The organism is Streptomyces sp. S07_1.15 (assembly GCF_020739505.1).
GTDB classification, from domain to species: domain Bacteria; phylum Actinomycetota; class Actinomycetes; order Streptomycetales; family Streptomycetaceae; genus Streptomyces; species Streptomyces xinghaiensis.
On the sequence record NZ_JAJBZK010000001.1, the window covers coordinates 4,386,568 to 4,400,397 of the forward strand.

The 13,830-nt window shown below is 74.6% G+C and carries 11 protein-coding genes; 6 read left to right on the plus strand and 5 right to left on the minus strand.

Annotated elements, in window-relative coordinates; translation table 11 throughout:
- Positions 1–73: 73 nt before the first annotated feature.
- Positions 74–2,152 carry a neutral/alkaline ceramidase gene (locus tag LIX60_RS18955; protein ID WP_227959516.1) on the minus strand — a complete coding sequence of 693 codons (2,079 nt, stop codon included), beginning with the start codon at positions 2,150–2,152 and terminating at the stop codon, positions 74–76.
- Positions 2,153–2,580: 428 nt separating this feature from the next.
- On the opposite strand from LIX60_RS18955, the gene LIX60_RS18960 reads away from it, so the two are divergent.
- The gene (locus LIX60_RS18960) at positions 2,581–3,354 is read left to right on the plus strand and encodes an HNH endonuclease family protein (RefSeq protein ID WP_374117882.1); all 774 of its coding nucleotides are present in this window, start codon (positions 2,581–2,583) and stop codon (positions 3,352–3,354) included.
- A 52-nt stretch (positions 3,355–3,406) separates the two neighbouring features.
- Here LIX60_RS18960 and LIX60_RS18965 read toward each other — a convergent pair whose 3' ends face one another.
- Positions 3,407–4,243: a DUF4352 domain-containing protein gene (locus tag LIX60_RS18965; protein ID WP_308101585.1), complete on the minus strand. Its 837-nt coding sequence runs from the start codon at positions 4,241–4,243 to the stop codon at positions 3,407–3,409.
- Positions 4,244–4,590: 347 nt separating this feature from the next.
- Here LIX60_RS18965 and LIX60_RS31495 point away from each other — a divergent pair, with 347 nt between their 5' ends.
- Together LIX60_RS31495 and LIX60_RS18975 are read left to right on the plus strand one after the other, a co-directional pair.
- Positions 4,591–5,325 (plus strand): hypothetical protein, encoded by a 735-nt coding sequence (locus LIX60_RS31495; RefSeq protein ID WP_265584889.1) that lies wholly within the window; start codon positions 4,591–4,593, stop codon positions 5,323–5,325.
- Complete coding sequence (locus LIX60_RS18975) at positions 5,322–6,923, plus strand: serine/threonine-protein kinase (protein ID WP_227959517.1); 1,602 nt, start codon at positions 5,322–5,324, stop codon at positions 6,921–6,923. Before LIX60_RS31495 ends, LIX60_RS18975 begins: the two co-directional genes overlap by 4 nt.
- Before the next feature lie 88 nt (positions 6,924–7,011).
- Here LIX60_RS18975 and LIX60_RS18980 read toward each other — a convergent pair whose 3' ends face one another.
- From LIX60_RS18980 to LIX60_RS18990, 3 genes are all read right to left on the minus strand, one after another.
- Positions 7,012–8,544, minus strand: coding sequence for an alpha-2,8-polysialyltransferase family protein (locus LIX60_RS18980; RefSeq protein ID WP_227959519.1), 1,533 nt, complete (start codon positions 8,542–8,544; stop codon positions 7,012–7,014).
- A gap of 2 nt (positions 8,545–8,546) precedes the next feature.
- Complete coding sequence (locus tag LIX60_RS18985; protein ID WP_227959520.1) at positions 8,547–9,512, minus strand: glycosyltransferase family 2 protein; 966 nt, start codon at positions 9,510–9,512, stop codon at positions 8,547–8,549.
- Between the two features lie 199 nt (positions 9,513–9,711).
- The gene (locus LIX60_RS18990) at positions 9,712–11,001 is read right to left on the minus strand and encodes an acyltransferase (RefSeq protein ID WP_227959521.1); all 1,290 of its coding nucleotides are present in this window, start codon (positions 10,999–11,001) and stop codon (positions 9,712–9,714) included.
- A gap of 427 nt (positions 11,002–11,428) precedes the next feature.
- On the opposite strand from LIX60_RS18990, the gene LIX60_RS18995 reads away from it, so the two are divergent.
- The 3 genes from LIX60_RS18995 to LIX60_RS19005 all read left to right on the plus strand — a co-directional run bounded on the left by LIX60_RS18995 (position 11,429) and on the right by LIX60_RS19005 (position 13,792).
- On the plus strand, positions 11,429–12,070 hold the full coding sequence (locus tag LIX60_RS18995) for a SurA N-terminal domain-containing protein (protein ID WP_227959522.1): 642 nt from the start codon (positions 11,429–11,431) through the stop codon (positions 12,068–12,070).
- 170 nt (positions 12,071–12,240) lie between these two features.
- Entirely contained in the window at positions 12,241–13,329 is a 1,089-nt protein-coding gene (locus tag LIX60_RS19000) for a MazG family protein (protein WP_227959523.1), read from the plus strand.
- A gap of 28 nt (positions 13,330–13,357) precedes the next feature.
- Positions 13,358–13,792 (plus strand): DUF6479 family protein, encoded by a 435-nt coding sequence (locus LIX60_RS19005; RefSeq protein ID WP_050364393.1) that lies wholly within the window; start codon positions 13,358–13,360, stop codon positions 13,790–13,792.
- The last annotated feature ends 38 nt before the right edge of the window (positions 13,793–13,830 follow it).

The following is a 13,830-nucleotide window of genomic DNA, read 5'->3' on the forward strand; positions in this document are numbered from 1 at the left end:
CGGGGGTACGGGCGCCGCGCCCCGGGAGGGGCGGGAAGGCCGGGCGGGGCCGGGGAGAGCCCTGCCGGGCCGGTCAGCCGACCGTGAAGGTGCGGGAGACGCCGGTGAAGCCGTCGATCTCCCCGAGGAGGTTGCGGGTGTCCCCGCGGTGGACGAACCGGTACGTGCCCGGGGCGGCGTCCGCCGGGATCTCCCAGCCGGTGGTGGCCGTGGAGACGGCCGCGTAGGAGCGCTTCCAGCGGTAGGTGGTGGACCAGTCGTTGTCGGTGGCCACCGTCCGCCAGCCGTTCGCGGTCTGCCGCTGCACCTCCAGGAACGTGCCCTCGCCGCGCAGGTTGTTGCGCGGGTGGCCGGTGTAGAAGACGGCCTCGGCGCGTTCACCGCGCGCGTAGCCCGCGGCCGGCTGTTCGGCGAGGTCCCCGAACTCCTTGCCCAGCGGCGGGGAGTCCAGGACGACGCCGGGCTTCACGTCGAGCTGGGTGTTGCCGAGCCACGGCGGCCGGACGGCACTGGGGGTGGGCTCGCCGGACCGGAGCGCGGAGGCGAGCTCGGCGAACTCCTGCTGGTAGGCGGGGAGGGTGTAGCGGCCGAAGTGGGTGGACGCACCCTCGTAGTGCTGGGCGTCGTACTCCTCGGGCGTGGTGACGTAGCCCGAGTACGCGTTGGAGTAGCCGGCGAAGACGGTGTGCCGGGAGGAGGGGCCGAGCTTCTCGGCGACGGTGTCCATGACGCGGTGCCCGGCGACGACGGTGAACTCGGCCGGGGCCGCGGTCAGCGTCAGCTGCCCGATGCGGACGAGCTGCAGGGGCAGGATCTGCGGGGTCCAGGACGGCTTCTGTACACCGGTGGTGATGAAGACCGGCTTGGGCTTCTGGCACTCGCGCACGGCGGCGGGTGTCGGGGCGACGACCGCCCCGGCGACGGTGAGCAGGGGGTTCGGCTTGAGCTCGCCCTCCTCCGCGATGTCCGGACCGGGACCGTCCTCGGCGCCCGCGGTGAAGCCCTGGCCGAGCGCCGCCGGGCAGGTGCTGTGCGTCCGGCCGTCGCCGGTGTACGCGGGGCCGACCTCGACACCGGAGAAGTCGACGTAGCGCTGGCGGTGGGCGATGGGGCCGGCCAGCTCCTCCTCGGCCGCGTTGAAGAGTTCGACGGCCTTGTCGGCCTGGAGTTTCCCGATGATCTCGGTGTTCTCGAACTCGTCGTCCGTGGGGCCCTTGGCGCCGCCCTCGCGCAGATTGGGCGACATGTCGCCGGCGTTGGACTGCGGGAAGGCCGCGACGAACGTCCCGCGCTCGCCCCACTCGACGCCGTTGACGTCGTGCTCGACGCGGTACTGCGCATGGCCCTTGTTGTCCGGGCTGATGAGGGTGTTCTCCGGGGTCATGGAGGTGGCGTGGGTGGCGAACCAGCTGACCATGCCGACCGGCCGGCCCTCCTGTTCGAAGCGGAGCACGGTCATCGAGCGGTCCACGCCGTCCGGGAAGCGCTCCCGGTCCTCGGCCGGGTTGCGCCGGAACGCCTCCTGGGAGCGGTTGACGTTGGCGCCGTCCAGTTCACCGGTGGCGATCTTCACCGTGCCGGGGGCGAGGTCCGCGTCGGCCGCCGCGACGGCCCGGACGATGCCCGACACGATGGCCTCGTAGGTCTTCTTCTTGTGGCCCAGGATCGTCAGGTTGTAGAGCAGGTGGTGGGAGTGGCCGCCGGGGCCGGCGTGGGTGTGGGTGGCGGAGAGGACGACGTTGGAGTCGGTGTAGCGGGAGCCGTAGCGCTCGCCGAGCCGGCGGATGACGTCCTGCTGCACCCCCTGCATGATCATGCCGAGGTCGGTGGAGACGAAGACCGTGCGGCCGCCGCTGCCGTCGGCGACCGCGAAGGCGCGGGCCCACTGGCGGGAGTGGATGCCGGAGGTCTCCTGGTCGAGCCGGGCGTAGCCCATCATGCCGACCTCGGCGGCCTCGCCGGTGATGTCGGCGATACCCACGCCGACCCGGTAGCCGTCGGCCGCGGCGCTCGCCGGGGCCGCGGTCGCGGAGCCGAGGAGGAGCGAGCCGAGGGTGGCCGCGGCGGCGGTCAGGGCGACCGCCCGGGTGCGGCCCGGGCGGCCGGCGCGGCGCGGGTGGCGGTCTGCGGGGCGGGTGGTCCGTATCGGCATGCGTGAAGCCCCCGGGGGAGTGAGGGGAGGGCGGTGGTCCGGTGGCCGGGGCTTTCCGGCGCCCCGTCGCACCACGGGTCGGGGCTCAGGATGGGGCTGGGGTTACTGGCGGGTCAATAGGCGTGACCAAGTCGGCTTACGCCCGGTAACACCCGGGCGCCGGCGGGAGGTTTCCGCAAGGCCGGGCAGCGGTCCGGCCGCTGCCCCGCGTGTCCGGAATGCCGTACCGAACGCCGCCCGGCCGCCCTCCTGCCGTCCTCCGGCCGCTCTCCGATCGCCGTCCGGCGGCCGGTCTGGAGGCCGCCGGGGCGGGGCATACGATTCCCGGGCCGGGGCCGCAGCCGCGCCGCGGCCCGCCGCTCCGCCCGCGCCGCTCCACCCTCCGCACCGCCGTGGACGCTCCGCCACCCCGATGGGACTGACGCCTTGTGATATCCCGCCGCCGTACCGCCCTGGCCGCCGTCTCCGCCGCCGCGTCCGCCGTGTTCGTGCTCACCGGATGCGAACCCGGCTCCCTGGACGATCTCGCGGAGGGCGGCGGTTCCTCCGGTTCCGCCGCGGCGGACGGCCGTTCGGCCGGCCCGCTCGACAACCCTGACGGTACGAAGCCGGGCCTCGCGCCCGTCACCGAGTCCGCCGAACGGGCCGAGGCGCGGAAGCTGATCGAGGAGGTGCGCACCAAGGGCCGCGGCCCGCGCACCGGTTACGACCGCGACGAGTTCGGCTACGCCTGGATGGACACGGCCGACGGGGTGCCGATGGCCCGCAACGGCTGCGACACCCGCAACGACCTGATGAAACGGGACGGCCAGAAGCTGGAGTTCCGCTCCGGCTCCGACTGCGTGGTGGTCTCCATGACGCTGGCCGACCCGTACACGGGCAAGGACATCGCCTGGAAGAAGCGGGAGGCCATGGAGGTGCAGATCGACCATGTGGTGCCGCTGTCGTACGCCTGGCAGATGGGCGCCTCCCGCTGGCCGGAGGACAAGCGCCGGCAGCTCGCCAACGACCCGCTGAACCTGCTGCCGGTCGAGGGCCGCGCCAACTCCGTCAAGGGCGACTCCGGCCCGGCGGCCTGGCTGCCCCCGCACAAGGCCGTCCGCTGCGCGTACGCGGTCCGGTTCGCGCAGGTGGCGGCCAAGTACGAGATGCCGGTGACCGCCCCGGACAAGAGCATGATGCTCCGGCAGTGCGGGGCCTGAGGGGAGCACGCTCCCGGGCCGGAGGCCGGGCGATCCGGTGGGTCGGAGTGGATCAGAGCTCGAGGTTCCAGTGGCTGCTGTTGTACGACCAGCCGGGGCTGACCTCGACCTCCAGGGTCTTCGCTCCGGCCGGGGTGTCGAAGGCGAACTCCGCGGTGGCCGTCCTGCCGGGGACGACCGTGCCGTTGAAGCCCTGGCCGATCTTGTCGTCGAAGATGCTCTCGGCGGTCTTGCCGTCCTTGCCGGCGCGGGCGTCCACGGTGAGGAGGGCGGTGTCGAACTTCTCCTCGCCCTTGTTCACGACGGTCACCGTGACCTTGTAGGCCTTGTTGCCCTTCGTGTGGCCGATCGCGAACTCGCCGGGTGTGTAGGCGGTGTGCCGCGAGACGGTCACCTGGACGCCGTCGTCGTAGACGACCGTGTCGCCGGCCGCGTAGGTCTCCCCGCCGGCGGCACCGGGGTCCGCCGCGCCGTCGTCCCCGGCCTTCTCCTTCCCGCCGCCTCCGCCGCCGTCCTCCGCGGCGGCGCCCTTCTCCCCGGTCTCCGAGACGGACTTGTTGATCTCGTTCACCGCGTCGTCCACCGCCATGAAGGTGACCACGCCCATGACGACCGACAGGACCACGGCGACCGGGCCGAGGACCGCGCCCGCGGTGGCCGTGCCCTTGTTGGTCGCCTCGCCGCGCTTGGCCTTGCCGCGGCCGGAGAGCCCCAGGAGCAGCGCGATGATGCCGAGGATCCCGCCGAGCCAGAACATGAACGGGATGACGCCCGTGACGACACCGATGATGCCGAGGATCAGGGCCGCGGTGCCGAGCCCGTTGCGGGGCGGGAGCGCGGGCGGGGGCACGGGAGCGCCCTGGGGAGGTCCGTACATCTGCTGGGACATGGGGACACCTTTCGACACGGCGAACGCGGGTCGTTCGTCAAGCGGTGGTGTCATCTGAGCAGATAGCTGTGAACGGAGTCAATGTGTGTTTCTGTTTTTGCCTCTTGTTCCGCTGTCATCCGCCCGGGACGGTCCGCCCTCCCGGGTGACGGGGCGGGGCGCGGGGTGTCCGGGTTCGGGCCCGTACGGCACGGGCTGTCCGGCCGTGCGCGGCGCCGTCCGTCCCGGGAACGTCACAGGTGTGACCGGATCGTGAGCCGGATCTGTACAACCGCTGCCGTGCTGTCGGGGTCCCCGTATACGCTCAATTTGAGCCGCTCACCGGCACCCGTTTCCCAGGAGCATTCATGTACGGCCCCGTTCCCGTGCCGCCGCAGCCACGCCCCCCGGACGCGGGGAACGTCATCGCGCTGCGGGTCCTGTTCGTGGCGATGACGCTGCTGCTCCTCGGGCTGCTGGCATGGACCGCCATGCTGCGGATCGCCCTCCTCCGCCGCAAGGCGCTGGACTGGGTGCTGTTCGGCGTGGTGGTGGGGCTGACGATCACGTTCTTCGTCGTCGTCGAGATCTATCCGGAGACGGACTGGCGTACGGATGTCGCGGCGCTCGGCATGCTGGGCATGGCCGCCGCCGTCGTCGCCCACTACCTCGTCGCCGACATCCAGTACCACCGGCGGCCCGTCGCGGTGAGCCGGCCCGCCGGGCCCGGCGGCCCCGGCCCCTACGGCCCGGCCGCGTCCCGGGCCCAGACGTACGCAGCGGGCGGCGTGCCGACCCGGCCGGGTGGCATTCCGGCGCAGCAGCAGCCACCCGGTGTGCCCGCGTACGGCTTCCCGCACCCGCCCGCCGCCTCCGGTCCCACCAGCCCCACTGGTCCCACCGGTCCCGGCGGTTCCGCCACGCCCCCGCAGGGCCCGCCGCCGTCCGTGCCCGGAGCGGGTGAGCCGTATGCGCCGGGCACCGCGGGCAGCCGGCCGCAGCCGCAGCGCATCCACCGCGTCCGCGCCGAGCTGGACGAACTCAGCGACCTCCTCCGCAGGGAAGAGGGCGGCGCCGCGGAGGACGGGAGCGGCCCCCGGTGAACGGCCGTGTGATCGCCGGGCGTTACGAACTCTCCACGCTGCTCGGCCAGGGCGGCATGGGGCAGGTGTGGCTGGGCTACGACCGCCGCCTGGACCGCCGGATCGCGGTGAAGCTGCTCCGCCCCGACCGCATGGCCGGCGCCCCCGAGGCCGAGGAGATGCGCCGCCGCTTCCTCCGCGAGTGCCGGGTCACGGCCCGGGTCGACCACCCCGGGCTGGTCACCGTCCACGACGCGGGCAGCGACGGGGACGACCTCTACCTCGTCATGCAGCACATCGACGGCGCCGACCTCGGCGACCACCTCGCCGAGCACGAGCCGTACCCCTGGCCGTGGGCCGCCTCCGTGGCCGCCCAGCTCTGCGCCGTGCTCTCCGCCGTGCACGCGGCGCCCGTCGTCCACCGCGACCTCAAACCCCGTAACGTGATGCTCCGTCAGGACGGCACGGTCTGCGTCCTCGACCTCGGCATCGCCGCGGCCGTCGACACCGACACCACCCGCCTCACGCACACCGGCTCACCCATCGGCAGCCCCGCCTACATGGCACCCGAGCAGGCGATGGGCGGCGCCGTCGGCCCCTACACCGACCTCTACGCCCTCGGGGTGCTGCTGCACGAACTCCTCAGCGGCCAGGTCCCCTTCCAGGCGTCCACCTCGCTCGGGGTCCTCCACCGCCACCTCTACGACGCCCCCGTGCCGGTGCGCCGGCTGCGCTCCGAGGTTCCCGAGCCGCTGGAGGCGCTGGTGCTGCGGCTGCTGGCCAAGGACCCGCGGCACCGGCCGTCCGGGGCCCAGGAGGTCTACCAGGCGCTGGTGCCGCTGCTGCCGTCCCCCGGCTCGGCGCCCGGAGGCCCGCCCGGCCCGCTCGACCCCACCCGCCCCTTCCTCCGCCCGCACGCCCCCTGGCCCGACCGGGCCGGTGCGCTCCCCGCCCCGCCGGCCGTGATGCCCGCGCCCGCCGCCGCGATCCCCGACCCGCGCAGCGCGTCGGGCGGCGCGGCGGGCGGCGCGGCGGCCCCGCAGCGCACCGGCCGCACCGCGATCGCGGACGCCGTCGAGGAGGTGAAGCGGCTGCTGGACGCGGGCCGCCTCACCCAGGCCGTGGACGTCCTCGGCTCCGTCCTCCCGCTCGCCACCGCCCACCACGGCGAGCACTCGCCCGTCGTGCGGAGCCTGCGCAAGCAGTACGCCGCGACGCTCCTCGACGACGGCCAGTACCGCCGTGCCCTGCCCGAGCTGCGCCGGCTCGCCGCCGAGACCTCCGCCGGATCGGGACCGGACGCCCACCGCGAGGCGCTGCAGTTCCGCTACGAGGCCGCGCAGTGCCTGGAGCAGCTCGGCGAGGCGTCCGCCGCCATCGCCGAATACCGCGCCGTGCTGCCGTACTTCGAGCAGGACGCCGCCACCGGGCCCGCCCTCCCGCTGGAGATCCGCTCCCGCATCGGCGCCCTGCTGCACGCGGTCGGCGCCCACCGCGAGGCGCACGAGACGCAGTCGCGGCTGCTCGGCGACGTGGAGCGGATGTACGGCCCGTACCACCCGATGGCCGGCGAACTGCGCCGCGTGCTCGACCGCCAGCGGCAGGTACGGCTCGGCTGAGCACTGCGGGTGCGGCGGGCCCGGCGGGTGCGGCGGGCCGGGCGGGTGCCCCCGGCCCCGGCCGTGCCGGCCGCGGTGCTCACCGCCGCTACGGCCGGGACCACCGTCCCCGCACGGAGCGGGCCGCCCCGGCCATCCGGTTCACCCCGGAGATCCGTGCCACGCGCCGCAGTTGCCGGCCCGGCCAGGAGTGCTCCGACTTCCCGGGCAGATCGAGGGCGGTCAGCCGGCGGCGCTTGAAGTACCGCCGGGTGTCCTCCCCGAGCCGGGCCTCCAGCCAGGCCGCGCTCTCCGCGCGCAGCCACGGGTACGCCTCCGGGCGCATGCAGAACCCGACGGTGCGGAGCAGCGGCGTCAGCCCGTCCACGTCCCAGGATTCCGGCCGTGCGCCCGGTGGTTCGGCTGCCGCCCCCGCCGCCCCCGTCTCCTCTGCCGGTTCCGCTGCCGTCCCCGCGAACGCGCCGATCTCGGGGACGAGGTGATCGGTGATCGTCAGCGGGACGCGGTTGCTGTTCTCGTACGGGGCGATCCGTTCCAGCAGCAGGTCCGTGCCGACCCGGGCGACCGGGATGCCGTAGCAGACGGCGGCGGTGAACATCGCCGTGGAGAAGCAGCCGACGACCAGCCGGAGTTCGCCGCTCCGGAACAGTTCCTCGGCGAGCATCGGGGTGCCGGTGACGGTCAGCCGCACCCCGGCCTCCGCGGCGGCCTTCTCCAGCGCCCTGGAGTAGCGGGCCGGAGCCGTGGGGTGCGGCTTGAACAGCACGGAGCGGTGCCCGGCCGCGGCGGCCCCGCGCAGCATCCGCTCGTGCAGCGCCTCCTCCTCGGCGGGGGTGAGGATGTCCAGCGCGGCGAGGTACTGGCCCAGCAGGACGGCCGTGGGGGCGCCCGGGGCCGCGGCGCCGGCGGTCGCGGCGCCCTCGCCGGATTCCGGTCCCGGCCCCGGCCCCGGCTCCGTCCCGGCTCCCGCTTCCGGCCCGCCGATCTCCTCGATCACCTTCTTCAGCGCCTCGGTGGGCACCAGTTCGGCCGGCACCCCGTACTCGGAGAGCAGCAGCGGCCGCAGGCCCGGCACCAGGTCCGGGTGGAGCAGCCGCCGGATGCGGCGGGCGAGGGGGCCGGGCAGCGGGTTGCGGGTGGGGCCGTAGCTCATCAGGCCGTCGGCGTAGACGTCCACCGTGCTCTCGGCGAAGATCGTGGCGAGCGCCCGGGCCGGGCTGACCTGCACCGACTCCACGGCCAGCTCCACCGGTCCGTCCCCCAGCCGCCAGGAGTGGCGGAACAGGCGCTGCCAGATCTCGGCGTCGTTCGCCGCCGGCGACCAGGTGCTGGGATGGTGCGGGCGGATGGCGGCGTTCCAGTCGACGATGTCGTCGAAGCGGGCGGCCAGCCGGTCCCAGCCGCGCATCTCCGTGAGCCGGACGGCGGTCTCCGGCACCGCCGCGTTGTGCGAGACGAGCAGTACCCGGCGGACGTCCTCCCAGGGCCCGAACTGCCCTCCCTCCAGGGCCGCGACGAGCGTCGCCGCCCCGTAGAGCGTGGAGACCTGGAAGAGCTGGACGGTCTCCGGCCCGGTGGTCTGTGGTCCGGTGGTCTGCGGCCCGTCGGCCCTCGCGCCCACGGTCAGGCGGCCTTACGGGTCGGGCGGAGGGCGCCGAGCAGCCGGCCGCGTTCGGGGCCCATGTCGGTGAGGGTCCGCTCCAGGACGTCCGCCGGCATCCGTCCGAGCGCGGCGGCGGCCTCGCGCTTCAGCCGCCGCGCCACCCGGGGCTGGTACCGGTCCGCCTTGGACAGGTGGAAGGCGATCAGGGCGCAGTAGGTGCGCACCACCTTGGGGAGGAAGCGGTCGCGTTCGCGGTCGGCCAGCACCAGGTCGAGCATCGCGTCGTGGGCGGGGATGAAGTCGAGCTGGCGCTCGTCGAGGATCTGGGTGAGCGAGGTGGTGAGGCCTCGGCGGTAGAAGACGCCGAGCAGGCCGACGGTCGCGCAGGTCTCGGCGGTCAGATAGAGCTGCCAGGTCCACAGCCGGTCCTCGGCGGTGCGCAGTTCCGTGTCGAAGCGGAGGCCCCCGTTCTCGAACAGGCGGCGGTGGTAGATCCCGGCCCAGACGAACGGGTAGTCGACCATCGTCTCCATGTGGGGCGGGTTGACGGCGTCCCGGGGGCTGCCGACCGCGTTCCGCAGGGAGGCGGGGGCGCGGCGCACCACCCGGTCCTTCCCCGTGGACTGGACGTGGTCGGTGCGGACGAAGTCGCAGCCGAGCGTTTCCGCGGCGGCCAGCAGATTCTCCAGATAGCCGCGGCCGTACCAGTCGTCGCCGTCGAGGAAGGTGATCCAGCGTCCGCTCGCCGCCTCCAGGCCGGTGTTGCGGGCCCGGGAGATGCCGCCGTTCTCCGGCTGCCGGATGACCGTCGCGCGGGGCAGTTCGCGCCGCGCGCGGTCGAGGATCTCCGCGGAGGCGTCGGTGGAGTGGTCGTCGACGAGGATGAACTCGATGTGCTCCCCGGCGTTGTTGGCCAGGCTGCGCAGGGTGTCCGGCAGGTACTGCTGGACGTTGTAGCAGGGAACTATGACGGAGAGCTTGGTCACCTGGCTGCCTTGTCGCGATCGGGTGTCGTCAGCGGGACGGTAGGGGAAACGGCGGCCCTCCCGGATGGCCTCCGGGGGAGCACAGGGTGAACGCCGGGTGTCGGCTCGGTGCGGTGGGCGCTGCGGCTTCGGCGGGCGGGGCGGGTTCGCCCGCCGCGCACGGGGGCGTACGGGTGCGGCGCCCGCGGGGCGAGAGGGCTCAGCCGAGCCACCGCCGCAGCCGGAGCCGTCCCCAGAGCAGGCTCGTCCCGAACGACAGCACGATGGTGGCCGCGGTCAGCACGACCGTGAGCACGCCGGCGCGGAGCGCTCCCAGTTCGGCGTCGACGAACGGGTGTGCCAGCACGTCGATCACCAGGACGTGCACCAGGTACGCGCCGTACGCCGCCGCCGCGAGCCGGCCCAGCGCCGGCCGCAGCCGCTCCGGGACGCGGACCCGGTGGAGGGAGAGCAGCACCCCGCCCATGAACAGGGCGACGAGCAGATGGGCGTTGGGGATGACGTAGTGCACCGCGTGCTGGTACCAGAGGATGCCGCCCATCGCGAGGACGGCCAGCACCACCCACGGGGTCCGCCGCTTGCCCAGCGCGCCCGCGGGCAGCGCGAACAGCAGGGCGCCCAGGACGGCGTACACGATCTGGTAGACGACGAACCCCCAGCCGAACCGGGGCATCTCCCAGCCGGTGAACTCCCCGATGTCGCCCATCAGTTGCGGGGCCGCGGCCAGCACCAGCAGCCCCGCGCCCAGGCCCCACGGGCGGCGGCCCGAGCGCACCAGGGCGGCGCAGGCCAGCAGCGTGATCACCGGCAGATAGGTGTAGAGATACCAGAGGTGGTACGCGGGCCGTACGGAGGCGAAGACGGAGTCCAGCGCCAGTTCGCCGATGGGGTCCCCGTTGGTGCCGCGCCACCGCCCCCAGGCGAGATAGACCGCCGTCCAGACGGCCAGCGGCACACCGATCTTGACGATCCGCTGCCAGACGCGCCGGCCGTCCCGCGGCGGGGCGCCGACCAGCACGGCCCAGCCGGCGATGGCGAAGTACATGGGCACCGCGAACCGGCTGACGGCGTCGGCGCTCATGCCCGCCCAGTACGCGGCCGGACCGCCCGCCTCCTGACGGCCCACGGCGGCGATGAAGGCCGAGCCGACGTGGCCCAGGATCACGCCGCAGGAGCAGAGCATCCGGATCAGGTCGATGTCGTACCGGTGCTCCCGGGGAGCCGGGGCCGTGGGCGTGGGTGCGCCGGAAGCCTTGCCGGGAGCGGCGGATGCCGCGGATCCGGCCGGAGCGGCGGATCCGGCGGACGGGTCGGGGCCGGCGGAAGGGTCGGGGCCGGTGGTCGGGGCGGTCGTTCCGCCCGGGCCGGGGCCGCGGTCGCCGGGCCGGTCCTCCGCTCGCCCGGACGGTTCCGCCACCGCGGCGGCGACCGCTGCGGCCGCGGGGCGGGGTGCGGGGGCGCGGCCGGACGTCACATCGTTGGAGGGCACGGATCACCTGGGGAGGAGCGGGGGCGGAGAAGGAGGCCGGCGACGCACGGCACCCGCCGGGCCCGTGGCATCACGCCGAAGGGCGAGACTCCCACCCCCGGGCGACGGCCGGCGGACGCCGAGGGGAACGCCGGGCGAACTCTCGGCGTCCCCGGCCCCGACGCCGTCCCCGTCCCCGTCCCCGATCCCGTCCCCGATCCCGGCCCCGGCCCGTCCCCCGGTGCTCCGCCCTCCCGGCGCTCCGCGCCGCCGGGGCAGTCCGGAAGAAGTGCTGGTTCCCGCCGCCCGGACTGCCTAATATCGATCACCGCACCCGACCGTGCACCGCCCACCACGCACACCGCCCACGCACACCGCCCACGCACCGCCGCATGGCCCACGCTCCCCGCCCCGACGGGCGCCGGGAGCCCCACCGCCGGGAGGCACAATGCACCGCCGCAGGTCCGCGCTCTCCGTCACCGCCGTCGCGCTGCTCGCCGCGACGCCGCTCCTCACCGGGTGCGGCAGTGACGCCCATCCGGGGGCCGCGGCCGTGGTGGACGGTGACAAGATCACGGTCTCCCAGGTCCAGGCGCAGGCCCGGGGCGTCCGGGCGGCGCAGAGCGAGTCCAAGGACGCGGACCAGCTCATCAAGGGCACGGGCCGGCTCAGCCGCTCCACCCTCAACAGCATGATCTTCGACAAGGTGCTGGCGCGGGCCGCGAAGGACGCCGGGGTGAGCGCGAGCCGTTCCGACGTCCAGCGGATCAGGGAGCAGGCCGAGAAGGCCGCGGGCGGCGCGGACCGGCTGCGCGAGATGTGGCTCCAGCAGTACTCCATCGGCCCGGACCAGCTGGAGGGCACCCTCCGCAACCAGGTCCTCATGGACAAGCTCGCGAAGAGCCTGGGCGCGGACCGGACCACCCCGGAGGGCCAGGAGAAGGTGGTCGGGGCCCTGCGGAAGGCGTCCGAGAGCATGGGCATCGACGTCAACCCGCGCTTCGGCACGTGGAACGACGAGCAGGTGCTCCTCGACACCGTCCAGGAGCCCTGGCTGCAGCCGGAGCAGCAGGCCCCGCGCCAGTCCTGAGCGCGGGCCCCGCGCCGGTCCTGAGCGCGGGCCCCGCGCCGGTCCCGGGCCGGTCCGCCCCGGGACGGTCCGCCCCGGGCCGGCCCGCCCCGGGCCGGTTCGCCCCGCCGCGCCCCGCGGCGCGGGGGAGGCCCGGCGGGCGGCGCGGGCGGTGGGTTACGTTCGGTTCCGTGAACGACGCGACAACGGCGGCCGGGCCCGGCGCCCCGGTCCCCTCCGAGAGCGCGGCCCCCGGCCGTATCGTCCTGCTGACCACCAGCCACCGGGTGGCGCCCGGACTGCTGTCCTGGCCCGCCTGGCGCACGCTGCGCGCCGCCGACCGCGTGCTCTGCCCCGACCCGGACCACCCGCAGCTGCCGTATCTGCGGGAGGCGGGCATCGCGGTGGAGGCGGGCGGGGAGCTGCCGCCCGCCGAGGAACTGGTCGCCTACTGCACCGGGGACGCGGGGACGGGCGCCGCTGCCGGAGCCGATGCGGGGGCGGGAGCAGAGGCGGCGGCGGGCGGCCGCACGGTCGTCGTCGTCCCGTCCGGTGAGGGGGAACCGCGGCTGACCGACGGACTGGCCCGGCTGGCCGGCTCCGGCCGCTTCCGGATGCCGGACCTGGAGCTGCTCCCCGCCTCGTACGACCTGCCGGGCGCCCGGCTGCTGGACCTGGTGCAGGTCATGGACACCATCCGCGCCGAGTGCCCCTGGAGCAGCCGGCAGACCAGCGAGGGCCTGGTCAAGTACGGCATCGAAGAGGCGTACGAGCTGGTCGAGGCCATCGAGGAGGGCGACCGGGAGGCGCTCCGCGAGGAGCTGGGCGATGTGCTGCTCCAGGTCGTCTTCCACGCCCGGATCGCCGAGGAGGACCCGGAGGAGCCGTTCTCCATCGACGACGTGGCGGGCACGATCGTGGAGAAGCTCGTCCACCGCCATCCGCACATCTTCGGAGACGAGGCCGCCGAGACCCCCGAGGACGTCAAGGCGCACTGGCTGCGCACCAAGGCGGCCGAGAAGCGGCGCGAGTCCGTGACCGAGGGCGTCCCGCTGGGCCAGCCCGCGCTGGCGCTGGCCGCCAAGCTCGCCTCCCGCGTCCGGACCGCCGGACTGGACGTCCCCCTCCCGTCCGCGGCCGGTGACGGCGACGGCTTCGGCGAGGCGCTGCTGGCCCTGGCGGTGCGGGCCGAGGCGGCCGGCACCGACCCGGAGTCCGCGCTTCGAGCGGCGGCCCGGGCCTACCGGGACGCGGTCCGGGCGGCCGAGCGGTCCGATTGATCCCCATCCGCGGGGGTACCCGGCAGCCATGGATCTGCTGAGCTTGGAATTCGCGGTGGAGGACGACCACCTGGTGGGCCTCGGTCCGCTGTTCATCGGGTTGGCAGTCGTGGCGGCCCTGATCGCGGCCGTGTGGTTCGGCCGGAGGATGAAGGCACGGGAGCCCGGTGTGCCCAAGGGGCCGCAGCAGCGCTCCGGCGCCTGGCAGACCCGCCAGGAGTACGGCCACACCACGTCACCGGATCACGGCCCGGGGCACCAGGACGTCCTGGGCCACGGGGAAGCGGTCGAGGGACACCGTGACCACTCTCCCGAACTGCCCCGGGACGGCCATCGGTACCTCCCGCACGAGCTGGGCCCGTACGGCGTCGAGGAGGAGGCTCCCGGTACCGGCGAGGTCGGCGGCCCCGCCCCGAAGCGTCCCACCTGGGATCGCGGCGGCAGCGGCCACGGCACGGGCTGACGGGCCGGCGGGCCGGCAGGCCGGGAGGCCGGGCCTCC

Coding starts and splice junctions, on each gene's coding strand:
- LIX60_RS18955 (WP_227959516.1), bottom strand. CDS start 2,152: ATGCCGATACGGACCACCCGCCCCGCAGACCGCCACCCGCGCCGCGCC.
- LIX60_RS18965 (WP_308101585.1), bottom strand. CDS start 4,243: ATGTCCCAGCAGATGTACGGACCTCCCCAGGGCGCTCCCGTGCCCCCG.
- LIX60_RS31495 (WP_265584889.1), top strand. CDS start 4,591: ATGTACGGCCCCGTTCCCGTGCCGCCGCAGCCACGCCCCCCGGACGCG.
- LIX60_RS18995 (WP_227959522.1), top strand. CDS start 11,429: ATGCACCGCCGCAGGTCCGCGCTCTCCGTCACCGCCGTCGCGCTGCTC.
- LIX60_RS19005 (WP_050364393.1), top strand. CDS start 13,358: ATGGATCTGCTGAGCTTGGAATTCGCGGTGGAGGACGACCACCTGGTG.